The organism is Pseudomonas sp. ACN8 (assembly GCF_002303925.1).
Classification (GTDB): domain Bacteria; phylum Pseudomonadota; class Gammaproteobacteria; order Pseudomonadales; family Pseudomonadaceae; genus Aquipseudomonas.
Window position 1 is genome coordinate 1 of sequence record NZ_MRCS01000063.1, and the last position, 23,736, is coordinate 23,736.

Below are 23,736 nucleotides of genomic sequence, written 5' to 3' on the forward strand. Positions count from 1 at the left end.
CTTCACGGCTGAGCCACAGGGTTGCAAAACCCCTTGGGTCGCTCAGCAGTTCGAGGGTGTTGAATTCGCTCATATTCGTCCGTCTCCACAACTCTATTCTGTAGGAGCGAGCTTGCTCGCGATGGTCTTGAGGACGCCGCTGGGTGTCAGGCTTGCAGCGTTATCGTTGACGACCATCGCGAGCAAGCTCGCTCCTACAAAAAATCACATCCGGAACACGCCGAAGCGGCTCGGTTCGATTGGCGCGTTCAACGACGCGGACAAGGCCAGGGTCAGTACGTCGCGGGTCTGGGCCGGGTCGATGACACCGTCGTCCCACAGGCGCGCGCTGGAATAGTAGGGGTGACCCTGTTCTTCGTACTGGTCGAGGATCGGTTGCTTGATCTCGGCTTCCTGCTCGGCGCTGAAACCATGGCCACCGCGTTCGGCTTGCTCGCGCTTGACCTGCACCAACACGCCGGCCGCCTGTTCGGCGCCCATCACGCCAATGCGCGCATTCGGCCACATCCACAGAAAGCGCGGATCGTAGGCCCGACCGCACATGCCGTAGTTACCGGCACCGAAGCTGCCGCCGATGATCACGGTGAACTTCGGCACCTTGGCGCAGGCCACTGCCGTCACCAGCTTCGCGCCGTGCTTGGCGATGCCGCCGGCTTCGTATTTTTGGCCGACCATGAAGCCGGTGATGTTTTGCAGGAACAGCAGTGGGATGCCGCGTTGGCACGCCAGTTCGATGAAGTGCGCGCCTTTCTGCGCCGCTTCAGCGAACAGGATGCCGTTGTTGGCGAGGATCGCGATCGGGTAACCGTGCAGGTAGGCAAAACCGCAGACCAGTGTGGTCCCGAACAGCGCCTTGAATTCGTCGAATACCGAACCATCCACCAGCCGCGCAATGACTTCGCGCACGTCAAACGGTTGCTTGGCGTCGGCCGGGACCACGCCGTACAACTCGTCGCTGCTGTAGAGCGGGGCGATTGGAGTGCGTTGTTGAACCTCGCCTTGCTTGCGCCAGTTGAGGTTGGCCACGCTGCGGCGGGCCAGCGCCAGAGCGTGCTCATCGCTCTCGGCGTAATGGTCGGCCACACCGGAAATCTTGCAGTGCACATCGGCCCCACCGAGGTCCTCGGCACTGACCACTTCACCGGTCGCGGCTTTCACCAGCGGCGGGCCGGCGAGGAAGATGGTCGCTTGCTCGCGGACCATGATTGCTTCGTCGGCCATCGCCGGTACATAGGCGCCGCCAGCGGTGCAGGAACCCATGACCACGGCAATCTGCGGAATGCCCATGGCGCTCATGTTGGCCTGGTTGAAGAAGATCCGCCCGAAGTGCTCGCGATCCGGGAACACTTCATCCTGACGCGGCAGGTTGGCGCCGCCGGAGTCCACCAGATAGATGCACGGCAGGCGATTCTGCTGGGCGATGGTCTGGGCGCGCAGGTGTTTTTTCACGGTCAGCGGGTAGTACGAGCCACCTTTCACGGTGGCGTCGTTGGCGACGATCATGCACTCGACGCCTTCCACACGGCCGATCCCGGCAATCACGCCAGCAGCGGGGACGTCCTCGCCATACACCTCGTACGCCGCCAGTTGGCTGATCTCCAGAAACGGCGAACCCGGATCGAGCAAGCGGTTGATGCGCTCGCGAGGCAGCAGTTTGCCCCGCGAGGTGTGGCGTTCCTGTGCCTTCGGGCCGCCACCTTGCGCCACTTGGGCGAGCAGGGTGTGCAACGCGTCGACCTGCTTGAGCATCGCCGCGCTATTGGTGGCGAACTCCGCTGAACGGGGGTTGAGCTGGGTATGCAGGGTAGCCATGTGCAGCTCCGTTTAGCGGGTTTCGTTGAACAGTTCGCGACCGATCAGCATGCGACGGATCTCACTGGTACCCGCGCCGATTTCGTACAGCTTGGCGTCACGCAACAGACGGCCGGCCGGGAATTCATTGATGTAGCCGTTGCCGCCGAGAATCTGGATCGCGTCGAGGGCCATTTGCGTGGCCCGTTCGGCGCTGTAGAGGATCACCCCAGCGGCGTCCTTGCGTGTGGTTTCGCCGCGCTCGCAGGCCTGGGCCACGGCATACAGGTAGGCGCGACTGGCGTTCAGTTGGGTGTACATGTCGGCAACCTTGCCCTGGATCAGCTGGAATTCGCCGATGCTTTGGCCGAACTGCTTGCGGTCGTGGATGTAGGGCACGATCAGGTCCATGCACGCCTGCATGATCCCGGTCGGGCCACCCGAAAGAACGACGCGCTCGTAGTCGAGGCCGCTCATCAGCACTTTCACACCGCCGTTGAGCACACCGAGGATGTTTTCTTCCGGCACTTCGACGTCATCGAAGAACAGCTCGCAGGTGTTCGAACCGCGCATGCCGAGCTTGTCGAACTTGTTGCTGCGGCTGAAGCCTTTCCAGTCGCGCTCGACGATGAAGGCGGTGATGCCGTGGGGGCCCTTTTCCAGGTCGGTCTTGGCGTAGATCACGTAGGTGTTGGCATCCGGACCGTTGGTGATCCAGGTCTTGCTGCCGTTGAGCACGTACTTGTCGCCGCGTTTGTCGGCGCGCAGTTTCATCGATACCACGTCGGAACCGGCATTCGGTTCGCTCATGGCCAGGGCGCCGATGTGCTCGCCGCTGATCAGCTTGGGCAGGTATTTGGATTTCTGCTCGTGGTTGCCGTTGCGGTTGATCTGGTTGACGCACAGGTTGGAGTGGGCGCCGTAGGACAGCGCCACCGAGGCCGAGCCACGGCTGATTTCTTCCATGGCCACCACGTGGGCCAGGTAACCCAGGCCGGCACCGCCGTACTCCTCCGGCACGGTAATGCCCAGCAGGCCCATGTCGCCGAACTTGCGCCACAGGTCGGCGGGGAACAGGTTGTCGATGTCGATCTGAGCGGCGCGCGGGGCGATCTCCTTGGCGACGAAGGACTGAACCTGATCGCGCAGCATGTCGATGGTTTCACCGAGGGCAAAGTTCAGGGATGGATAGCTCATGGGTCACCTTTTGGCATTTTTGTCGGTTGGTGAGACTGTCAATGGGTTCTCACCTTTACGTTAACGTAAGCCTGTGACGAATGGCTGTCAATCACCCTTTACGTTAACGTCAACTTGAGCGAGAGTAGAGCCAGTTCAAGATAGAACGCGGACCAATCCTGTAGGAGTGAGCCTGCTCGCGATGGCGGTGTATCAGTTGGCGACAATGTCGGCTGTAAGTCCATCATCGCGAGCAGGCTCACTCCTACAGGGGATCGCCGGTAGCCCATCAATAAAGACAATAGGGGTCGTCATGGATCAACCCAGTGCAAGCCCGCAACGCAGTTACACCCGTGGTTCCCAGGACAAAGCCTTGCTGGCGATGACCATTGGCCAGGCGTTCGACAACACGGTTGCACAGTACCCGGACGGGGAGGCGCTGGTGGTGCGCCATCAGCAGCTGCGTTACACCTGGCGGCAATTGGCCGAGGCTGCGGACCTGCACGCCAGAGCACTGCTGGCGCTGGGGCTGCAAACCGGGGACCGCCTTGGCATCTGGGCGCCCAACTGTGCGCAGTGGTGCATCAGCCAGATCGCCACGGCGAAAATCGGCGTGATCCTGGTCAACATCAACCCCGCCTATCGCAGTTCCGAACTCGAATATGTATTGAAGCAGTCCGGCTGCCAATGGCTGGTGTGTGCCGGAGCCTTCAAGTCCTCGGACTATCACGCGATGCTGCAAGGCCTGGTGCCGGAACTGGCCGAGCAATCCATCGGCAAGTTGCAGAGTGAGCGGCTGCCGCAGTTGCGTGGCGTCATCAGCCTGGATTCGCAGCCGCCGTCGGGGTTCCTGCCATGGTCGCAACTGGCCGATCTGGCGGGTAGCGTGGCGGTCGAGCAACTGCATGAACGCCAGGACAGCCTGCATTTCGATCAGCCGGTGAATATCCAGTACACCTCCGGCACCACCGGTTTCCCCAAGGGCGCGACCCTCAGCCACTACAACATTCTCAATAATGGCTACATGGTCGGCGAAAGCCTCGGCCTGACCGCCACTGATCGTCTGGTGATCCCGGTGCCGTTGTACCACTGCTTCGGCATGGTCATGGGCAACCTCGGCTGCATCACCCATGGCAGCACGATGATTTATCCGAACGACGCGTTCGATCCATTGTTGACCCTCGGCACCGTGGCCGAAGAAAAGGCCACCGCGCTGTACGGCGTACCGACCATGTTCATCGCCATGCTTGATCAACCTCAGCGTACCGGGTTCGACCTGTCGAGCCTGCGCACCGGGATCATGGCGGGCGCAACCTGTCCTATCGAAGTGATGCGCCGGGTCATCAGCGAAATGCACATGAGTGAAGTGCAGATTGCCTACGGCATGACCGAAACCAGTCCGGTGTCGTTGCAGACCGGTCCTTCAGACAACCTGGAACTGCGCGTGACCACCGTCGGCCGCACCCAGCCGCAACTGGAAAGCAAGATCATCGACGAGGCGGGCAACCTGGTACCGCGCGGCACCATCGGCGAGCTGTGCACCCGTGGTTACAGCGTGATGCTCGGTTACTGGAACAACCCGGAAGGCACGGCAGACGCCATCGACCAGGCCGGGTGGATGCACACCGGTGACCTGGCGAGCATGAATGACGAGGGTTACGTGCGCATTGCCGGGCGCAACAAGGACATGATCATCCGTGGCGGTGAGAACATCTACCCACGGGAGCTGGAGGAGTTTTTCTTCACTCACCCGGCTGTGGCGGACGTGCAGGTGATCGGGATTCCCTGCTCGCGCTACGGCGAAGAGATCGTCGCCTGGATCAAGTTCCACCCCGGTCACAGTGCCACCGAGCAAGAGTTGCAAACCTGGTGCAAGGAGCGCATCGCGCACTTCAAGACGCCGCGTTACTTCAAGTTCGTCGAGGAGTTTCCAATGACGGTGACCGGCAAGATCCAGAAATTCAGGATGCGCGAGATCAGTATCGAGGAGTTGCGCATCAACAAGGCCTGACTCATTCCCCTGTAGGAGCGAGCCTGCTCGCGATGGCGATTGAACATCCAGCAAGGATGTCGACTGACCCACCGCTATCGCGAGCAGGCTCGCTCCCACAGTGGGCGGTGGTGAGAAATATAAATGCCAGACAGCACAAAGGGGAGCCGAAGCTCCCCTTTAATTTCGTTGCGCGTGCTCTTTTTTTATTATTGAGGGTCGGTCTGTTGTTGTTTTTGGCAACCGTTGCCCTTTACCGCTGTTTTTGGCGATCCCCATTCGGGATCAAGAGCAAACGTATTTTTTTGAGCGCTGATCTACTTTCTCGCTGAGCGATCCAACCAGTTCGGGAGCTACCTGAAGGTAGTTTTATTATTCTCTGCCCGGTTGCGGGTAACTCCGAAAAGCACCCTGAAAAGCACATCTTCTCCAAAAAAATCTGTTAGCTGCGTCTCTGCCGTGTTGTTTTTGTTATGTCAGAGTCGTTACGTCTTGTTTTTATTAGGTTTGCTGCAATTTTTTTATTCTTGTTATGCGATAGATATAGCAGGAGGCGTGCCAACTTTTTAAAAGCCTTTAAAATCAATGGTTTGAAAAATTGTAGGGTTTTTGGTCTCAGGCAAAACCCTACATTTTGTTTCCGTGTTACTCGCTTCTGCCCACGTTTCAGAAACAGCGGTAACACCCTGACACACTCAGCGCACTCACTGTGCGCTGCGGGCCTTGGCCACGCGGGAACCGGTAGGGCGACCCAATACTGTGCAGATCTGCTGGCCAGCGAGCATCAAGGCGTCGAGGTCGATTCCGGTGTCGATGCCCAGGCCGTTGAGCAGGTAAACCACATCTTCGGTGGCGACGTTACCGCTGGCGCCCTTGGCGTAGGGGCAGCCGCCCAGGCCTGCGATGGAACTGTCGAACACCGAAATGCCTTCCAGCAGGCTGGCGTAGATGTTTGCCACAGCCTGGCCGTAGGTGTCGTGGAAGTGACCTGCGAGTTTCTCCCGGGGCACATCCTTCGATACCACTTCAAACATCCTGCGGGTTGCGCCAGCGGTGCCGGTGCCGATGGTGTCCCCCAGCGAGACCTCATAGCAGCCCATGGCATACAGCTCGCGGGCGACCACGGCGACCTGCTCCGGGGCGACGTTACCTTCATAGGGACAGCCCAGCACACAGGACACATACCCGCGCACGGTCACCCCATGTTGTCTGGCGGCCTCCATGAGCGGCCCGAAACGCTCCAGGCTTTCGCTGATCGAGCAATTGATGTTGCGCCGGGAAAACGCCTCGGACGCCGCGGCGAACACGGCCACTTCCTTTACCCCGGCGGCGAGGGCATCTTCGAAACCGCGCAGGTTGGGGGCGAGCGCGCCGTAGACCACACCGGGTTTGCGCTGGATCTGCGCGAAGACCTCGGCGGAGCCGGCCATCTGCGGCACCCACTTGGGCGAAACGAAACTGCCGACTTCTATATAGCCAAGCCCGGCGGCGGTCAGTGCATCGACCAGTTGTACTTTGTCGGTAACACTGATGGGTTGGGCTTCATTTTGCAGGCCGTCGCGTGGGCCGACTTCGACCAGGCGTACGTGGGTTGGGAGGGACATGGGATTCGACCTGTGTGAATTGTTCGAAGAATCCTGTAGGAGCGAGCCTGCTCGCGATGGACTCCCAGGCACCGCGTTTATCCAGCAGACACGCGTAATCGTTAACGACCATCGCGAGCAGGCTCGCTCCTACAAGGGGGCGGGTTTTATTGGATGGCTTCCTGGCTTTTGAGCGTCTGCTCCAGTGCCTGCACGCAGCGCTCTTCGGCCGTGTCCAGTTCCAGCTTCATCTGTTCGATGTCCAGCATTTGCTGTTCAAGCTGCTCACGGCGCTCGCTGATTTTCGCCAGCATGCTGTGCAACTGCTTGGTGTTACCGCTGGACGGGTCGTAGAGTTCGATCAGCTCGCGGCATTCCGCCAGGGAGAAACCGATGCGCTTGCCCCGCAGGATCAGCTTCAGGCTGACCTTGTCGCGGGGCGAGTAAATGCGTTCCTGGCCACGGCGCTCGGGGCTGAGCAAGCCTTGCTCTTCATAAAAGCGAATGGCGCGGGTGGTGATGTCGAGCTCGCGGGCGAGGTCGGAAATGCTGTAGGTCTGGCTGCTCATGGGCGCGCTCGCAATAGGTCATGGCGCTAAGCTAATGGCAGGTTGACGTTTACGTCAAGGGGTGTGAGATTTCAGTGTTCTTGCGGGCCTCATCGCGAGCAGGCTCGCTCCCACAGTGGTTCTTCATTGAACTCAACATCTGAGTACAACAAATAATCCCTGTGGGAGCGAGCTTGCTCGCGATGGGGGCGCTTCGGTATCAAGCCCTACACCTTCTCGAGCTTTTTCTCCTGCGCCGTCACCTGCTGGCACAACTCGATCATCTGCTCGCGCATCCAGCGGTTCGCCGGGTCCTGGTCGGTGCTTTCGTGCCAGTAGAGGTGGGTTTCCACCGGCGGTACATCGTTGACCGGCAGATTAAAGGCTTGCAGATCGTTACGACGGGCAAAACGTTCCGGTACGGTCATGACCATGTCGGTCTGCTGCATCACCTGTGAGGCCATCAGGTAATGCTGGGAGCGCAGGGCGATCTTGCGCTGGATGCCCATCTTGCCCAGCGCCAGGTCGACATAGCCGAGGCCGCTGCGTCGGCTGGAAATATGGATGTGGGTCAGGCCCAGATAATCATCCAGGCTGAGTTTATCCTTGCCCGCCAGCGGATGCCCCTTGCGCATGGCGCACACGTAGCGGTCCTCCATCAACTTGACGTGACGCACCTGCGGGTCGGTGTTGAGTGGCGCATCCACCGCGAAATCGAGGCGACCGGCTGCCAGCTCTTTGGTGGTTTCCCGGCGTTTGGACAGGAAGCTTTCGATGATCACCGCCGGCGCCAGGCGGCGCAGGCGCTGGAACAATGGCGGCAGGATCACCGCTTCGGTGAGGTCGGTCATGCTGATGCGATAGGTCTTGACCGCTTGCTGCGGGTTGAAAATGCGGCTTTCCTGCACCGACACGCGCAGCAGCGAGAGCGCGTTGCGCACCGGGCCGATGATGTTCTGCGCCATGGGCGTGGGCACCATGCCTTGGGCGGTGCGTACGAACAACGGGTCGTTGAAGGTCTCGCGCAACCGGGCCAGAGCGTTCGACACCGCTGGCTGGGTAATGCCCACAATCTGCCCGGCACGGGTCAGGTTGGCTTCGGTGTAGATCGCGTCGAAGACGATGAAAAGGTTGAGATCGACCTTGCTCAGATTCATTACGCGGCTCTCTTGTTGTGTGGGCGGGCTGACCGTGACGATCAGTCGATCATATATCGGTGATGAATGTTTATACACGCCGAGAATAGGCTAGGTAAATTATCAGCGCTGTTCTAGCATCGATTGCATGACCTAAACAACCTCCCCCAAGAAGGTATCTCGCTCATGGATTTCGCTTATTCGCCCAAGGTTCAGGAACTGCGTGAGCGTGTAACAGCGTTCATGGACACCTACGTCTATCCCGCCGAAGCCGTGTTCGAGCGCCAGGTCGCCGAGGGCGATCGCTGGCAGCCGACCGCGATCATGGAAGAACTCAAACTCAAGGCCAAGGCCGAGGGCCTGTGGAATTTGTTTCTGCCTGAGTCCGAACTGGGTGCCGGGCTGACCAATCTCGAATACGCGCCATTGGCGGAAATCATGGGTCGCTCGCTGCTGGGGCCAGAGCCATTCAACTGCTCGGCACCGGACACCGGCAACATGGAAGTGCTGGTGCGTTACGCCAACGAAGAGCAGAAACAACGCTGGCTCGAACCCCTGCTGCGCGGCGAGATCCGCTCGGCATTCGCCATGACCGAACCGGACGTCGCGTCCTCCGACGCCACCAACATGGCCGCCCGTGCCGTGCGCGATGGCGACGAGTGGGTGATCAACGGCAAGAAGTGGTGGACGTCGGGTGCGTGCGACCCGCGCTGCAAAATCCTGATCTTCATGGGCCTGAGCAATCCGGACGCGCCACGTCATGCCCAGCACTCGATGATTCTGGTGCCGGTGGATGCGCCTGGCGTGAAGATCGTGCGTCCACTGCCAGTGTTCGGTTACGACGATGCACCACATGGGCACGCCGAAGTGCACTTTGAAAACGTGCGGGTGCCGTACGAAAACGTCCTGCTGGGCGAAGGACGCGGCTTCGAAATCGCACAAGGTCGCCTTGGCCCTGGCCGGATTCACCACTGCATGCGTTCGATCGGCATGGCCGAGCGGGCGCTGGAACTGATGTGCAAACGCTCAGTGAACCGTACGGCGTTCGGCAAGCCGCTGGCACGCCTGGGCGGCAATATCGACAAGATCGCCGACTCGCGGATGGAGATCGACATGGCACGCCTGCTGACGTTGAAAGCGGCGTACATGATGGACACCGTCGGCAACAAAGTGGCGAAAAGCGAGATCGCGCAGATCAAGGTCGTGGCGCCGAACGTCGCGTTGCGGGTGATCGACCGGGCGATCCAGATCCATGGCGGGGCAGGGGTTTCCAACGATTTCCCGCTGGCCTACATGTACGCGATGCAACGCACCCTGCGCCTGGCCGACGGCCCGGACGAAGTGCACCGTGCGGCGATCGGCAAGTTCGAAATCGGCAAATATGTGCCAAAGGAGATGATGCGTAGCGGGCACTAACACCGCAGCGGCTTCAATCGCCAGCAGGCTGGCTCCCACAGGTTCAGTGTGATCCCTGTGGGAGCCAGCCTGCTGGCGATGGCGTCGTCGAATTCAATACATCAACATCAAATTCAATACACCCAAACCTCAACCCGCCGATTCTTGATCCTTCCCTCATCGGCGCTATTGGCCGCCACCGGCATTTCGGCACCGAATCCACGTATCTCGCGAAACACCACGCCGCTCTTCGCCAACTCCCGCCGTACCGCCATGGCCCGCAGCTTCGACAACAGATCGGCACGCGCCGGGTCGCTCTTGGCATCGCCAAACCCCACCAGCGTCACTTGCCCGGACATTTTGTCTTGCTGCTTTATATAGTCGAGCACTCGCGTCAGGTCTTGCCGCGCCTTGTTGTCCAGGCTGGCACTGCCTTCTTCAAAGCGAAAATTCACCGACAACCGCTGGGCATGACGACTGAGGGACTGGTATCCCTCGGGCATCAATGCATTCGGCGTGACGGCCATGGCCTGGACGGTCTGGGCAACAAACCCGTTGGCGGCAACAATCGCCTGCCCTTTGCTGCTTTGGGCATAGGCCACCAGTGCCTGGGCCCAGGGATTTTTCCCCGTCGGTGGCAGGTAAAAGAACAACCGACGGGACAGCGGATAATCTTCCGTGGCAATCAGGCTGTTGAGCGGCAGCATGGCCTGCGATTGACCGTCGACAATGGCCACGGCTTTGGCCCGGCGCACGTAGGGCAAACCGATAAAACCGATACCTTGCGGGTCTGCGCTGACCGCATCGGACAATTGTTCGCTGGACTCGAAACGTTTCGCTGTACTGCCCAGGGTTTTCCCTCGGCCGCTGAGGACCAGTTCCTTGAAGGTGTCGTAGGTCCCGGACTGATCATCCCGAGCATACAGATGTATCGGCCCGCCGCGACCGCCGATGTCTTCCCAGGTCTTCACCTCGCCACTGAAGATGCGCGCCAGTTGCAGGGTGTCGAGTTGGTTCAGCGGATTGTCCGGGTGAAGGATGATCGCCAGGCCATCGATGGCAATGACCTGTTCGGCGCCCGGGCTTTTAAGGTCACCGAGCGATTGCAGGCTGACCAGTTCGCTGTCCTTGATCGGGCGCGACGAGGCGGCAAGATCGGCTCTGGCGGCTTTTAGCGCGGTAAAACCGGTGCTGGAACCATGGGCCGCCACCTCCACCACGACCCGACGGCCCTGAACGGTTTCGCCGACGATGCGCAGTTCGTTGGCGGTGTCCGGGGGTTCGCGGTGGATCTTGCGCAGGCCCTGTTCACTCAGCAGGCCCTCGACCAGTGCCGGTGCCAATGCCGCGCCGATGGTGTTGGAACCCTGAATCCGCAACACCGGGCCGTGTTCGGGTGTCGGCAAGTCGCCGGCCGAGGCCGCTTGCGGCAAGCCCGTGCACAGCATCAACAGGAACAACACGCGCAGCATCATGCCGGCACCTTACATAGCCAAAGGAGGTGTCGGGAGATTAAGTCAGTAAGGTTTCGGAAAAATGACACTTTCTCATGTGGGAGCGAGCCTGCTCGCGAAGAGGGCGTATCAGTCGACATCATTGTTGAATGACACACCGCTTTCGCGAGCAGGCTCGCTCCCACAGGAGTTTGATGCAGCCGGGAGGGATCAGCTCAACTCAAGCCAGATCGGCGCATGGTCCGAAGGTTTTTCCATGCCACGCAGTTCGTAGTCCACACCGGCGGCCTTCACCCGTGGCAGCAAGCCGTGGGAAGCCAGGATCACATCAATGCGCAGCCCACGCTTGGGCTCGTCCTCAAAACCGCGGCTGCGGTAGTCGAACCAGCTGAAGACATCCGCCACGTCCGGGTTCAGGTGGCGGAAACTATCCACCAGGCCCCAGTTTTTCAGGCGGGCCATCCACTCGCGTTCTTCCGGCAGGAAGCTGCATTTTCCGGTTTTCAGCCAGCGCTTCATGTTGTCCGGGCCGATGCCGATGTCGCAGTCTTCCGGGGAAATGTTCACATCGCCCATCACCACCAGCGGCTGGTCGTTCTTGAACTGGCTTTCCAGCAATTGCTGCAAGTCGCCATAGAAACGCTGCTTGGCCGGGAACTTGGTCGGGTGGTCGCGGCTTTCGCCCTGTGGGAAGTAACCGTTCATGATGGTCACCGGCACGCCGTTGACGTCGGCGAAGGTGCCCCAGATGAAGCGTCGCTGGGCGTCGTCTTCGTCGGTGGCGAAACCTTTATGCAGGGCCAGCGGCTCCTGGCGCGAGAGCAGGGCGACGCCGTAATGGCCTTTTTGCCCGTGGAAGTACACGTGATAACCCAGGGCTTGAACCTCTGCCAGTGGGAACTGATCGTCGTGGACCTTGGTTTCCTGCAAGCCGATCACATCGGGCTGGTGTTTTTCGATCAGCGCCGCCAGCTGATGGGGACGGGCGCGCAGCCCGTTGATGTTGAAGGAGACGATCTTCATGGTCGGCAGTCCTGGCAAAAGGGCGATGCTAGCTGACATGTGGGAATCGGGCCAGTGTGGGGTGAGGGGATTCGGTTTTGTCAGTCAGTCTTGTGTGGGCAGTGATGGCCTCATCGCGAGCAGGCTCGCTCCCACAGGGAACGGATGTGGTCTGTCCCTTTGTGGGAGCGAGTCGGCTCCGGGCGGCGTTCCGACGAAGGCGATTTCATTGCCTACACTGAGTTCGGATCTGTAAGGAACTGTGTCAGCGCCGACAGGCTCGTAACAACAAGAGCGCAGCCACCCGAGCTGTGCCGGGGAGATCAACCGTCATGCCCGAAACCTCGACCGCCATCGCCGATATTCACATGCTCGACAGCGGCTACGCCCGCGAAGCACGTTCGCTGCTGTACCAGGCTTATCGACACGAGCCGACCTTCGGCTATTTGTTCGAAGCCGAGCGCCCCGGCTACGAACAGCGGGTTCGCGCCACCGTGCGCGAACTGGTGACCCAGCACTTTCTCCAGGACCTGCCGGCCATCGGCCTGCTGGTCAACGACCGCTTGATCGGCATCGCCCTGATCGCACCGCCGCAACGACGCCTGGGCGTCACTGAAAGTTGGGCCTGGCGCCTGCGCATGGTGCTCAGCACGGGATTTCGCTGCACCCGTCGCTACCTCGAGTATCACGCCGCCGTGGAGGCCTGCGTGCCGAACGAGTCGGTGCACGTCCTGCCGTTGCTGGGGGTTCATCCGCAGTTCCAGGGCCAGCATTTCGGTGAACAATTGCTGCAAGCCGTGCACAACTGGTGCGCGGTGGATGAAAACTCTCAGGGCGTGATCCTCGACACCGGGAACCCTCGCTACCTGGAGTTCTATAAGCGCCAGGGCTATCAGGAAATCGGTGAGGTTGCCGTAGGACCGATTCGCGAACACGTGTTTTTTCACCCCAATCCCCAGGTGTTACATACTGCAACGGCTTGAACGACGAACTTTCTTTGCTTGTCAGGCTCTATCACGCTCCCATGTTCATGATCCATGCTCGTGATAGCATCCGCGCCTATGAAGTTTCCAGGAAGAATTACCAGCGGTGTGCTGATGCTGATGACCAGCTGCACGGCGCTGGCACAAAGTGAATTGGATGTACGGATCAAACCGTCCAATGACGAGCTGAAGGCCAATATTGAAGGCTATATCGGCGGCCTCGGCGATCGCGATGAAGAGGCGTTGCTGCGCTTCAGCCGTGGCGCCGAAGAGCAGGCGCGCAAGGCCGCCCAGGCCCTGGGTTATTACCAGCCGCACATCGACAGCGAGGTGAAGGGCGGCGAAAAACCGCGCCTGGTGCTGAAGGTCGACCCCGGCGAGCCGGTGCACTTGCGCAACGTCACGGTGCGTGTCGACGGTCCGGCAGCTTCCCTCAAGTCCTTTCGAATCCCTAAAAGCGACGCGCTCAAGCCCGGCGCCGTGCTCAACCATGGGCATTACGAGGACGCCAAGCGCCTGATTCAGAACCAGGCTTCGCGTTATGGCTTTTTCAGCGGCCGTTTCACCCGTTCAAAACTGTCGGTCGACCCCCGTGCCGGCGTCGCCGATATCGAACTGATCTATGAAAGCGGTCCGCGCTATACCTTGGGCAAGGTCAGTTTCGAGGGCGATACGCCGTTCGATGACGATCTGCTGCAACGCATGGTGCCGTTCAAGACCGGCACGCCGTATGACTCGGAACTGATCGCTGAACTCAATCAGAACCTGCAATCGAGCGGCTACTTTGAAGTCGTTCGCGTGGACGCGGCACCCACGGCGTCCAGGGACGAAGCGATCCCGGTGGACGTCAAGCTCGAAACCCGCAAGCCGCGGACCATGGGCCTGGGCCTGGGTTTTTCCACCGACGTCGGTCCACGGGCCAAGGCCAACTGGACCCGGCACTGGGTCAATGCGCAAGGGCACAGTTATGGCTGGGAAACCGAAGTCTCGGCACCTCGGCAAAACGTCGGGCTGTTCTACGACATTCCGCTGGACCCGCCACTGACCGACAAACTGCGTTTTGCCGGTGGCTATCAGAATCAAGAAATTGCCGATAAGGACAGCCACAGCAAGCTGCTGACCCTCGGTCCCGAGTGGCACAGCAAACTGCCCAGCGGTTGGCAACGGGTGGTGTCGCTGAAGTGGCAGCGCGAGGATTACCAACTGGGCGACGACTCGGGACTCAGTACCTTGCTGATGCCCGGCGTGAGCTACTCGTACCTCAAAAGCGACAACCGCATCGATCCGCACAACGGCTATCGCCTGCAATTCGAGTCCAAAGTGGCCAAGGAAGGTTTGGGTTCCGACAGCAACTTGCTCTACGGCACGGCATTGGTCAAAGGCCTGACCACGGTGTTCGATAATCACCGGTTCCTCGGGCGGGTGCAGGTCGGTGGCAGTGCCACCAACGGCTTCAAATCGGTACCGCCATCGTTGCGCTTCTTTGCCGGTGGCGATCAGAGCGTGCGCGGTTACGACTATCAGAGCCTGTCCCCGGAAAACTCCGACGGTGACCGCATCGGTGGCCGCTACATGGTAGCCGCCAGCGCGGAATATCAATATTCCATCGCCGAAAAATGGCGGATCGCGACCTTTGTCGATCAGGGCAACGCCTTCAACACGCTTGAGTTGCCGAACCTCAAGACCGGGGTCGGTATCGGCGTGCGCTGGGTATCGCCGGTGGGGCCGATCCGCCTCGACCTGGCCCACGCGCTGGACGACGATGGCGGCATTCGACTGCACTTTTCCATGGGGCCTGAGCTGTGAAGCGTGGTTTGAAAGCAACACTGCTGACGATGGCGGCGCTGGTGGCGGTGGTTGTCCTGACGCTGGCCACGGTGCTGGGCACGGCGACGGGCAGCCGCTGGGCATTGGGTTTCGTGCCGGGTTTGACCCTGGAAAACTACCAGGGCCGGCTGGGCGGGCAGTGGAGTGCCGACCGGGTGCTGTGGCAGCAGGACAGCAACCGGGTTGAGCTGAGCAAGGTGATTTTCGCCTGGTCGCCGTTGTGCCTGACCCGTATGACCCTGTGCATCGAGCAATTGCACGCCGATCAGGTCAGCCTGACGTTCCCGCCGGGTGCCGAAGAGCCAGACAGCGGCCCGATCACACTCCCGGAGCTCAAGTTACCGTTGGCCATCGAACTGGGGGAGATCAAGGTCGGCAGCCTGTTGTTCAACGGCAGCGAAGCGCTCAAGGGTTTGCAACTGGCGGCGCACTGGACGACGGCGGGTTTGAAGATCGACGCGGTGTCGTTGCAGCGCGATGACCTGAGCCTGAACCTGTCCGGTCTGTTGCAACCCTCCGGCAACTGGCCCCTCAGCGCTTCCGGCAAGCTGACCCTGTTGTCGACGCCTGAGCCCCTGGCGCTGGCGCTGAAGGTCGACGGCGACCTGCTCAAGACCCTGAACCTGAAAGCCGACAGCAGTGGTTACCTCAACGGGCAACTGACCGGCGAACTGCAACCGCTGGTGGAAAACCTGCCGGCCAAGGTGCGGATCACCGCCGATGGCTTCAAGCCCAGTGCCGATCTGCCGGACACCCTGCAACTCAATCAGCTTGAACTCACGGGGGCGGGCGACCTGAAAAACGGCTACGCGCTGCTCGGCAAAGCCACGCTGCCCGCCGAGCAAGGGCCAGTCGCCCTGGTGCTGCAAGGCAAGGTCGACGCCAAGGGCGCGCAGATTGCCGCGCTGGACCTGACCGCCAACGACAAGCAAAACCTCAAGCTCACAGGGCTTGTGGATTGGAGCAAGGGTCTGAGCGCCGAGGCGAAGATCGACTGGCTGGACTTTCCGTGGCACAGGCTCTATCCGCTCATCGACGAACCGCAAGTTGCGCTTCGCACGTTCACCGGCGAAGTCTCTTACACAGACGGCAAGTACCTCGGTCATTTTGACGCAGCGGCGGATGGTCCGGCCGGCGCCTTCACCCTGGCCAGCCCGTTCGCCGGCGACCTGACGAAAATCTACCTGCAACAGATTCAACTCCAGGCCGGGCAGGGCAAGGCCGAAGGGCACCTGAACCTGCAATTCGCCGACGGCATTGCCTGGGACACCGCGCTGGACCTGTCGGCGATCAACCCGGCGTACTGGGTCGCGGAGCTGCCGGGCACACTGGCCGGGCCGCTGCGCAGCACGGGCGAGCTGAAAAACGAAGTGCTCAGCCTCAATGCCGACCTGGACCTCAAGGGCAAACTGCGTGGTCAGCCGGCGGTGATCCAGGCCAAGGCCGACGGCCGTGGCGAGCAATGGAACCTCAACGCTTTGCAAGTTCGCCTCGGCGATAACAGCATCAGCGGCAAAGGCAGCCTGCAACAGAAACTCGCCGGCCAGATCGATCTCAAGCTGCCGCGCCTGGCCCAGCTCTGGCCGCAATTGCGCGGCCAGCTCAATGGTCGCGTGGATGTCGCCGGCACGCTCAAGGCGCCCCAGGGCAAGCTTGACCTGCAAGGCTCGCAACTGGCTTTCCAGGACAATCGCCTGCAAAGCCTGAACCTGGACGCCACGCTCGACAGTGCGCAACGGGCGAAGATCAACCTCAAAGGCAGCGGCATCCGGGCCGGCGACACTTCACTGGGAACCCTGACCGCCAGCGGCCAGGGCGACATCAAGAACCAGAAGCTGAGCCTCGATCTGCAAGGGCCGAAGCTGACACTGGCGCTGGGTCTGGACGGTGCGCTGGACAAAGGCAATTGGCGCGGACGCCTGGCCAGCGGTGATATCCAGGCCGGTGGCCAGGACTGGAAGCTGCAAGGGCCGGCGAAACTCGAACGCCTGGCGGACGGCAAAATCAACTTTGGCGCCCATTGCTGGGCATCCGGCCAAGCCAGCCTGTGCGGTGAAGACTCACGCCTGATGCCCGAGCCGAAGTTGCGTTATCACCTCAAGCAATTCCCGATCGACAGCCTCGCGCAGTGGTTGCCGAAGGATTTCGCCTGGCAGGGCCGGCTCAACGCCGACCTGCAACTGGACCTGCCGGCCGGTGGCCCGAACGGCCAGATCAGCGTCGATGCCGGCGGCGGCACGCTGCGCATCAAGGACAAGGACCAGTGGCTGGACTTCCCGTACCAGACCCTGAAACTCTCCAGCAAACTCACGCCCAAGCGCATCGATACCGAGCTCAACTTCCTCGGCGGCAAACTCGGCGAACTGATGGTGCAGGCGCAGCTCGATCCGTTGCCGAAGAACAAACCGTTGAGCGGCTCGTTCCGCTTGAGCGGGCTGGACCTGTCGGTGGCGCGGCCGTTCGTGCCGATGGTCGAGAAACTGACCGGGCGCTTGAATGGCAGCGGCACGATTTCCGGCGGGCTGCTGGTGCCGCGGGTCAATGGCAGCCTGCAACTCAGCGACGGTCAGATCTCCGGGCCTGAATTGCCGATGGAGCTGAAAAACCTGCACGTTCAAGCACTCATCGCCGGCGAAAGCGTAGAACTGAACGGCGGCTGGAACAGCGGCAAGGTCGGGCAGGGCAGCCTGAGCGGCAACGTCACCTGGGGCCAGGCACTGGTGGTGGACCTGGCGCTCAAGGGGGCGCAGTTGCCAGTCACCGTCGAGCCATACGCCAAGCTGGAAGTCGCTCCGGACCTGAAGATCTCGATGAAAGGCGACGAGTTGGCCATCGCCGGCAAAGTGCTGGTGCCCAGGGGCGAAATCACCATTCGCGAGTTGCCGCCGTCGACGGTCAAGGTCTCCGATGACACGGTGATCATTGGTCAGCAAACCGAGGAGGGTAAACCGCCGCTGGCGATGAAGATGGACATCGAAGTGCTGGTTGGCGAAGACAAGCTGAGCTTTGCCGGGTTTGGCCTGACCGCGAATGTGCAGGGGCATGTGCACATCGGCGACAACATGGACACCCGTGGCGAGCTGTGGCTCAACGACGGGCGTTATCGCGCCTACGGCCAGCGGCTTTCGGTGCGCCGGGCACGCTTGCTGTTTGCCGGGCCCATCGATCAGCCGTACCTGGACATCGAGGCCATTCGCAAGACCGGCGACATCATCGCCGGCATTCGCCTCAGTGGCAGCGCTGAGCAGCCGACCACACAGATCTTTTCCGAACCGGCCATGAGCCAGGAGGAGGCCCTGTCCTATCTGGTGCTCGGGCGTCCGCTGAGCAGCAATGGCGAGGACAACAACATGCTCGCCCAGGCGGCCCTCGGTCTGGGCTTGATGGGCAGTTCCGGGGTGACCAGCGGCATCGCCAAGAACCTGGGCATCCAGGACTTCCAGCTCGACACCCAGGGTAGCGGTACTGCCACCAGTGTGGTGGCCAGCGGCAATATTTCCGAGAAGCTCAGCCTGCGCTATGGCGTCGGCGTGTTCGAACCGGCCAACACCATTGCCTTGCGCTACAAGCTGAGCAAGAAGGTTTACCTCGAAGCCGCTGGCGGCGTGGCCAGTTCGCTGGACATCTTCTACAAGCGGGATTTCTAAGCCCCCGTTTCTTCTCGGATCCGAGTCGCTGCCATCGCGAGCAGGCTCGCTCCCACAAGGGTTACGCAGAACCTGTGGGAGCGAGCCTGCTCGCGAAGGCGTCGGCGTGGGCAGCACAAAATCTGACGCCATTAGTCAACTATTTACCAAGCCTGCTAACTATTGCGTTGACATTCGCTGCCTAGGCAGTAACATCTCGACATACATTCACTGCCTAGGCAGCTAATTGGTGGTCAGATGAAACATTTCTCTCCGGACGATTTCCAGAATTGCCATCTCGGCCTGTTGCTCGGGCGTGCCGCGCTGCTCAAGGACCGGATCATCGACACCCACATGGAACCCCACGGCATCACCGCCGCACAGTTCAAGGTGTTGATCATCATCGCCCAGTTCGGCGTCGATTCGCCGGGCGAGTTGTGCCGCCACCTGTCCCTGGACAGCGGCTCGATGACGCGCATGCTCGATCGTCTGGAACAGAAGGGTTTCCTCGCTCGCCAACGCTCCGAGGCGGATCGCCGTCAGGTGCAGTTGGTACTGACCGAAGAAGGGCAGAAACTGGCCGACCGCCTGCCGCACATCGGTGCCGAAGCCATGAATGAACTGGCCGGTGCCATCACTCCAGAGGAACTGAAAACCCTGGAGTTGATCCTGAAGAAAATTTTGGTGGCAGCCGGTGACGCGATCACCCTGCTGCGGGTAGGTGACAAATGAGCAGTAACCCCTTGCGTACCGGCCTGAGCTTGGTGCTGTTGGCCATGAGCGTCGCCGGTTGCGCCAGTTACAGCGGCCTGAAAACCGAAGGCGTCAGCCTCGACGCGAAGACCCTCAAGACCGGGAAATCCCTCAGCGGTGTGACTTTATCCCCCGCCGCCTGGCCGAAAAGCGACTGGTGGAAAAGCCTCGGCGACCCGCAACTCGACGGTTTGATCCGCGAGGCCCTGCGCGACAGCCCGGACATGCAGATCGCCGACGCCCGTGCCCATCAGGCCAGCGCTGCCGCTTCCGCAGCCGACGCCGAGCGGATGCCGACCCTGGATGCCAGCGCCGGTGTCAGCCGCTCGCGCCTGGCCCGGGACCAGGACCCGCGTGGGCAGGGCGATACGTACGCCACCGTGCGTAGCATCAGCAGCAGTTTCAATTACAACTTCGACCTGTGGGGCGGTCAGCGCGATGCCTGGGAAGCGGCCTTGGGCCAGGCCCGCGCGGCCGAAGTCGACCAGCAGGCTGCGCAACTGACCCTGGCCGCCGATGTCGCCCGTGCCTATAGCGACCTCGGCCAGGCACACATCGTCTATGACCTGTCCAGTGAAGACCTCAAGCGCACCCGGCAAATGCTCGACCTGAGCCAGCGACGCCTGACTGCCGGGATCGACAGCCAATACCAGTTCCAGCAGACCGAAAGCCTGGAAGCCACTTCCCAGGCCAACCTGATCGACGCCGAAAAACGCCTGAACAGCGCGAAAGTCGCTCTCGCGGTGCTGCTCGGCAAAGGCCCTGACCGCGGCAATGAAATTGCCCGCCCGAACATTCTTCAGCCGAGTGCGGTAGCGCTACCTTCGGTGCTGCCGGCCGAATTGCTCGGGCGTCGCCCGGACCTGGTGGCCGCGCGCTGGCGGGTCGAGGCCGCGAGCAAAAGCATCGATGCCGGCAAGACCCGGTTCTATCCCAACCTGAACCTCAGCGCCGCCGCCGGTGCCGAATCGTTGTTGGGCGATGCGATGTTTGGTTCGGCCAGCCGCTTCTTCAACATCGCACCGACGATCTCGGTGCCGATCTTCGACGGTGGCCGCTTGCGCGCCGACCTCGATTCGCGCGACGCCGATTACGACCTCGCCGTGGCGCAGTACAACAAAAGCCTGGTCAAGGCACTGGGGGATGTCAGTGACAGCATCAACCAGCTACGCGATATCGGCCGGCAGATCGCTGCCCAGCAGCACGCCACCGACATTGCCCAGGATTCCTACAACACCGTGGTACAGCGTTACGGTTCCGGCATCGGCAACTACCTGGACGTGCTCAGCATCGAGCAGCAATTGCTCCAGGCCCAGCGTCAGCTGGCCAACCTGAATGCCGAGCGGATTGACCTGTCGATCCAGTTGATGCAGGCGCTGGGCGGCGGTTTCCAGCCTGAGGCCATTGCCACGGCCACCGCCACGCCAGCCACGCTGACCCACTAATTCAAGGTACTTGTCATGGCCACTGCCGATACAACTCAACCTCCTGAAAACACCCAGGGCAACCCCAATTCGGGCAAGCGCAAGTTCATGCTGCTGGTCCTGGCGACCATCGTCGTGCTGAGCGGCGCGGGCGTCTGGGCCTACCATGAGTTCTACGGGCGCTGGAGCGAAAGCACCGACGACGCCTATGTGAACGGCAACGTGGTGGAAATCACCCCGCTGGTCACCGGCACCGTGGTCAGCATCGGCGCCGATGACGGCGATCTGGTCCATGAAGGCCAGGTACTGGTGAACTTCGACCCGAACGATGCCGAAATCGGCCTGCAAAACGCCCAGGCCAATCTGGCGCGTACCGTGCGTCAGGTGCGTGGCCTGTACAGCGATGTGGATGGCATGAAGGCCCAGGTCAACGCCCAGAAAGCCGAAGTGCAAAAGGCCCAGGACAACTTCAGCCGGCGCAAGAACCTTGCCGCTGGCGGCGCGATTTCCCAGGAAGAGCTGTCCCACGCCCGCGACGACCTGACCTCGGCGCAAAACGCCCTGGCCAATGCCGAACAGAAGCTCAAGACCACCAGTGCGCTGGTCGATGACACCGTTGTTTCATCGCACCCGGACGTGATGGCCGCCGCCGCACAACTGCGCCAGGCCTACCTGAACAACTCGCGCAGCGTCCTGATTGCACCGGTCACCGGTTACGTGGCCAAGCGTTCTGTACAACTTGGCCAGCGCGTACAACCGGGTACCGCGCTGATGGCGGTGATTCCTCTGGATCAACTGTGGATCGACGCCAACTTCAAGGAAACCCAGCTGCGTGACATGCGCATCGGCCAACCGGTGGAGATCGAAACCGACCTCTACGGCAGCGACGTCAAATTCAGCGGCACCATCGACAGCCTCGGCGCCGGGACCGGCAGCGCCTTTGCCCTGCTGCCGGCGCAGAACGCCACCGGCAACTGGATCAAGATCGTGCAGCGCGTGCCGGTGCGAGTCCACGTCAACGCCGAGGAACTGGCCAAACATCCGCTGCGGGTCGGCCTGTCGACCATGGTCGATGTGGACCTGCACGACCAGAGCGGACCGGTGCTGGCGCAACAGCCACCGCAGAAGGCGTCGTTCAGCACCAACGTCTACGACCGTCAACTGGCCGAGGCCGACGCGATGATCACCCAGTTGATCCACGACAACAGCGCCGCGGTCAGCAAGACCGCGCAACGCTGATCCCTCTGCCCTTGTGGGAGCGAGCTTGCTCGCGATAGCGGACTGACATTCAACATCAATGTCGACTGAGCTGACGCCTTCGCGAGCAGGCTCGCTCCCACAGGGTTAGCTGCGTCTGTTACCGGCGCAGCGCCGGCCCCGCTCCAAAAAATTCAGCTCCAAAGGATTCGCGATGAGCAATAACGCGTCTTTCACGCCGCCCAGCCTGCTGCTCAGCACCATCGGCCTGTCGCTGGCGACCTTCATGCAAGTGCTCGACACCACCATCGCCAACGTGGCGTTGCCGACGATCTCCGGCAACCTGGGCGTGAGTTCAGAGCAGGGCACCTGGGTCATCACCTCGTTCGCCGTGAGCAACGCCATCGCCTTGCCGCTGACCGGCTGGCTCAGTCGACGGTTCGGCGAGGTGAAGCTGTTTGTCTGGGCGACACTGCTGTTCGTGCTGGCTTCGTTCCTGTGCGGGATTTCCACCTCGATGCCGGAGCTGGTGGGCTTCCGTGTGCTGCAGGGGGTGGTGGCCGGGCCGCTGTACCCGATGACCCAGACCCTGCTGATTGCGGTTTACCCACCGGCGAAACGGGGGCTGGCGCTGGCGCTGTTGGCGATGGTCACGGTGGTCGCGCCGATTGCCGGGCCGATCCTCGGCGGCTGGATCACCGACAGCTATAGCTGGCCGTGGATTTTCTTCATCAACGTGCCGATCGGTCTGTTCGCGGCGTGGGTGGTGACCCAGCAGATGAAAAAGCGTCCGGTGGTCACCAGCCGCCAGCCTATGGATTACGTCGGCTTGATCGCGTTGATCATCGGTGTCGGGGCGTTGCAGATCGTGCTCGACAAGGGCAACGATGCCGACTGGTTCGAATCCAGCTTCATCGTGATCGGCTCGGTGATTTCGGTGGTGGCCCTGGCGTTCTTCGTGATCTGGGAAATGACCGACGAACACCCGGTGGTCAACCTGCGCCTGTTTGCCCATCGCAACTTCCGCTACGGCACCATCGTGCTGATCCTGGGTTATGCCGGGTTCTTCGGGATCAACCTGATCCTGCCGCAGTGGCTGCAAACGCGGCTGGGCTACACCGCGACCTGGGCCGGTTTTGCCGTGGCACCGCTGGGGATCCTGCCGGTGCTGCTGGCGCCGTTTGTCGGCAAATACGCACCGAAATTCGACATGCGTCTGCTGGCGGGCGGGGCGTTCCTGGCCATCGGCCTGAGCTGTTTCATGCGCGCCGGGTTCACCAATGAAGTGGACTTCCAGCACATCGCCATGGTGCAACTGTTCATGGGCATCGGCGTGGCACTGTTCTTCATGCCGACCCTGACCATCCTTCTGTCGGACCTGCCGCCCAGCCAGATTGCCGACGGTTCGGGGCTGGCGACATTCTTGCGGACCCTGGGCGGCAGTTTCGCGGCGTCGTTGACCACCTGGATCTGGATACGCCGGGCGGACCAGCATCATGCCTACCTGACCGAAAGCATCACCCCCTTCGATCCGGCAACCCGTGAAGCACTGAGCCAACTGGGCGGGGCAGGGGCCAAGGCCTATACGCAGCTGGAGCAGACGGTGGTCAGCCAGGCGTACATCATGTCCACGGTGGATTACTTCACCTTGTTGGGCTGGATGTTCATGGGGCTGATATTGATCGTGTGGCTGGCGAAGCCACCGTTTACGGCGAAGGCCGGGCCTGCGGCCTCGGCCGGACACTAAACACCGCACACCCCCTGTAGGAGCGAGCCTGCTCGCGATAGCGGTGGATCAATCAACAATGATGTTGAATTTGAGTCCGCAATCGCGAGCAGGCTCGCTCCTAC

At 61.2% G+C, this 23,736-nt stretch carries 16 protein-coding genes; 9 read left to right on the plus strand and 7 right to left on the minus strand.

The features are described from left to right. Positions 1-204: 204 nt before the first annotated feature. Complete coding sequence (locus tag BSF44_RS26360) at positions 205-1,812, minus strand: carboxyl transferase domain-containing protein (protein WP_095945973.1); 1,608 nt, start codon at positions 1,810-1,812, stop codon at positions 205-207. 12 nt (positions 1,813-1,824) lie between these two features. Further along, positions 1,825-2,988, minus strand: coding sequence for an isovaleryl-CoA dehydrogenase (locus tag BSF44_RS26365; RefSeq protein ID WP_007946948.1), 1,164 nt, complete (start codon positions 2,986-2,988; stop codon positions 1,825-1,827). Between the two features lie 292 nt (positions 2,989-3,280). Here BSF44_RS26365 and BSF44_RS26370 point away from each other — a divergent pair, with 292 nt between their 5' ends. After that, positions 3,281-4,978 carry an AMP-binding protein gene (locus BSF44_RS26370; RefSeq protein ID WP_095945974.1) on the plus strand — a complete coding sequence of 566 codons (1,698 nt, stop codon included), beginning with the start codon at positions 3,281-3,283 and terminating at the stop codon, positions 4,976-4,978. Between the two features lie 683 nt (positions 4,979-5,661). Here BSF44_RS26370 and BSF44_RS26375 read toward each other — a convergent pair. The 3 genes from BSF44_RS26375 to BSF44_RS26385 form a co-directional block, all read right to left on the minus strand. Beyond that, positions 5,662-6,561 carry a hydroxymethylglutaryl-CoA lyase gene (locus tag BSF44_RS26375; RefSeq protein ID WP_095945975.1) on the minus strand — a complete coding sequence of 300 codons (900 nt, stop codon included), beginning with the start codon at positions 6,559-6,561 and terminating at the stop codon, positions 5,662-5,664. A 146-nt stretch (positions 6,562-6,707) separates the two neighbouring features. After that, positions 6,708-7,109, minus strand: a complete 402-nt coding sequence (locus BSF44_RS26380; RefSeq protein WP_095945976.1) for a MerR family DNA-binding transcriptional regulator — start codon at positions 7,107-7,109, stop codon at positions 6,708-6,710. A gap of 206 nt (positions 7,110-7,315) precedes the next feature. Next, on the minus strand, positions 7,316-8,245 hold the full coding sequence (locus tag BSF44_RS26385) for a LysR family transcriptional regulator (protein WP_095945977.1): 930 nt from the start codon (positions 8,243-8,245) through the stop codon (positions 7,316-7,318). Positions 8,246-8,410: 165 nt separating this feature from the next. Here BSF44_RS26385 and BSF44_RS26390 point away from each other — a divergent pair, with 165 nt between their 5' ends. Beyond that, positions 8,411-9,640 carry an acyl-CoA dehydrogenase gene (locus BSF44_RS26390; RefSeq protein WP_095059574.1) on the plus strand — a complete coding sequence of 410 codons (1,230 nt, stop codon included), beginning with the start codon at positions 8,411-8,413 and terminating at the stop codon, positions 9,638-9,640. Positions 9,641-9,753: 113 nt separating this feature from the next. Here the strand turns inward: BSF44_RS26390 and BSF44_RS26395 are convergent, their stop codons facing one another. Beyond that, the gene (locus tag BSF44_RS26395; RefSeq protein ID WP_095945978.1) at positions 9,754-11,094 is read right to left on the minus strand and encodes a substrate-binding domain-containing protein; all 1,341 of its coding nucleotides are present in this window, start codon (positions 11,092-11,094) and stop codon (positions 9,754-9,756) included. Between the two features lie 189 nt (positions 11,095-11,283). Further along, a complete protein-coding gene (xthA, locus tag BSF44_RS26400) occupies positions 11,284-12,096 on the minus strand; it encodes an exodeoxyribonuclease III (RefSeq protein WP_095945979.1) in 813 nt (270 codons plus the stop codon). A gap of 311 nt (positions 12,097-12,407) precedes the next feature. Here xthA and BSF44_RS26405 point away from each other — a divergent pair, with 311 nt between their 5' ends. The 7 genes from BSF44_RS26405 to BSF44_RS26440 all read left to right on the plus strand — a co-directional run bounded on the left by BSF44_RS26405 (position 12,408) and on the right by BSF44_RS26440 (position 23,632). Continuing rightward, a complete protein-coding gene (locus tag BSF44_RS26405; RefSeq protein WP_095945980.1) occupies positions 12,408-13,058 on the plus strand; it encodes an N-acetyltransferase in 651 nt (216 codons plus the stop codon). A 78-nt stretch (positions 13,059-13,136) separates the two neighbouring features. Beyond that, positions 13,137-14,864, plus strand: coding sequence for an autotransporter assembly complex family protein (locus tag BSF44_RS26410; protein ID WP_095945981.1), 1,728 nt, complete (start codon positions 13,137-13,139; stop codon positions 14,862-14,864). Further along, complete coding sequence (locus BSF44_RS26415) at positions 14,861-18,532, plus strand: translocation/assembly module TamB domain-containing protein (protein WP_095945982.1); 3,672 nt, start codon at positions 14,861-14,863, stop codon at positions 18,530-18,532. The genes BSF44_RS26410 and BSF44_RS26415 overlap by 4 nt, the downstream gene beginning before the upstream one ends. Positions 18,533-18,769: 237 nt before the next feature. After that, positions 18,770-19,243, plus strand: a complete 474-nt coding sequence (locus BSF44_RS26420; protein ID WP_095945983.1) for a MarR family winged helix-turn-helix transcriptional regulator — start codon at positions 18,770-18,772, stop codon at positions 19,241-19,243. Further along, positions 19,240-20,709, plus strand: coding sequence for an efflux transporter outer membrane subunit (locus BSF44_RS26425; RefSeq protein WP_095945984.1), 1,470 nt, complete (start codon positions 19,240-19,242; stop codon positions 20,707-20,709). Before BSF44_RS26420 ends, BSF44_RS26425 begins: the two co-directional genes overlap by 4 nt. Before the next feature lie 15 nt (positions 20,710-20,724). Beyond that, on the plus strand, positions 20,725-21,927 hold the full coding sequence (locus tag BSF44_RS26430) for an efflux RND transporter periplasmic adaptor subunit (protein WP_095945985.1): 1,203 nt from the start codon (positions 20,725-20,727) through the stop codon (positions 21,925-21,927). A 172-nt stretch (positions 21,928-22,099) separates the two neighbouring features. Then, a complete protein-coding gene (locus tag BSF44_RS26440; protein WP_095945987.1) occupies positions 22,100-23,632 on the plus strand; it encodes a DHA2 family efflux MFS transporter permease subunit in 1,533 nt (510 codons plus the stop codon). The last annotated feature ends 104 nt before the right edge of the window (positions 23,633-23,736 follow it).

Coding starts and splice junctions, on each gene's coding strand:
- BSF44_RS26360 (WP_095945973.1), bottom strand. CDS start 1,812: ATGGCTACCCTGCATACCCAGCTCAACCCCCGTTCAGCGGAGTTCGCC.
- BSF44_RS26365 (WP_007946948.1), bottom strand. CDS start 2,988: ATGAGCTATCCATCCCTGAACTTTGCCCTCGGTGAAACCATCGACATG.
- BSF44_RS26370 (WP_095945974.1), top strand. CDS start 3,281: ATGGATCAACCCAGTGCAAGCCCGCAACGCAGTTACACCCGTGGTTCC.
- BSF44_RS26375 (WP_095945975.1), bottom strand. CDS start 6,561: ATGTCCCTCCCAACCCACGTACGCCTGGTCGAAGTCGGCCCACGCGAC.
- BSF44_RS26380 (WP_095945976.1), bottom strand. CDS start 7,109: ATGAGCAGCCAGACCTACAGCATTTCCGACCTCGCCCGCGAGCTCGAC.
- BSF44_RS26385 (WP_095945977.1), bottom strand. CDS start 8,245: ATGAATCTGAGCAAGGTCGATCTCAACCTTTTCATCGTCTTCGACGCG.
- BSF44_RS26390 (WP_095059574.1), top strand. CDS start 8,411: ATGGATTTCGCTTATTCGCCCAAGGTTCAGGAACTGCGTGAGCGTGTA.
- BSF44_RS26395 (WP_095945978.1), bottom strand. CDS start 11,094: ATGATGCTGCGCGTGTTGTTCCTGTTGATGCTGTGCACGGGCTTGCCG.
- xthA (WP_095945979.1), bottom strand. CDS start 12,096: ATGAAGATCGTCTCCTTCAACATCAACGGGCTGCGCGCCCGTCCCCAT.
- BSF44_RS26405 (WP_095945980.1), top strand. CDS start 12,408: ATGCCCGAAACCTCGACCGCCATCGCCGATATTCACATGCTCGACAGC.
- BSF44_RS26410 (WP_095945981.1), top strand. CDS start 13,137: ATGAAGTTTCCAGGAAGAATTACCAGCGGTGTGCTGATGCTGATGACC.
- BSF44_RS26420 (WP_095945983.1), top strand. CDS start 18,770: ATGAAACATTTCTCTCCGGACGATTTCCAGAATTGCCATCTCGGCCTG.
- BSF44_RS26425 (WP_095945984.1), top strand. CDS start 19,240: ATGAGCAGTAACCCCTTGCGTACCGGCCTGAGCTTGGTGCTGTTGGCC.
- BSF44_RS26430 (WP_095945985.1), top strand. CDS start 20,725: ATGGCCACTGCCGATACAACTCAACCTCCTGAAAACACCCAGGGCAAC.
- BSF44_RS26440 (WP_095945987.1), top strand. CDS start 22,100: ATGAGCAATAACGCGTCTTTCACGCCGCCCAGCCTGCTGCTCAGCACC.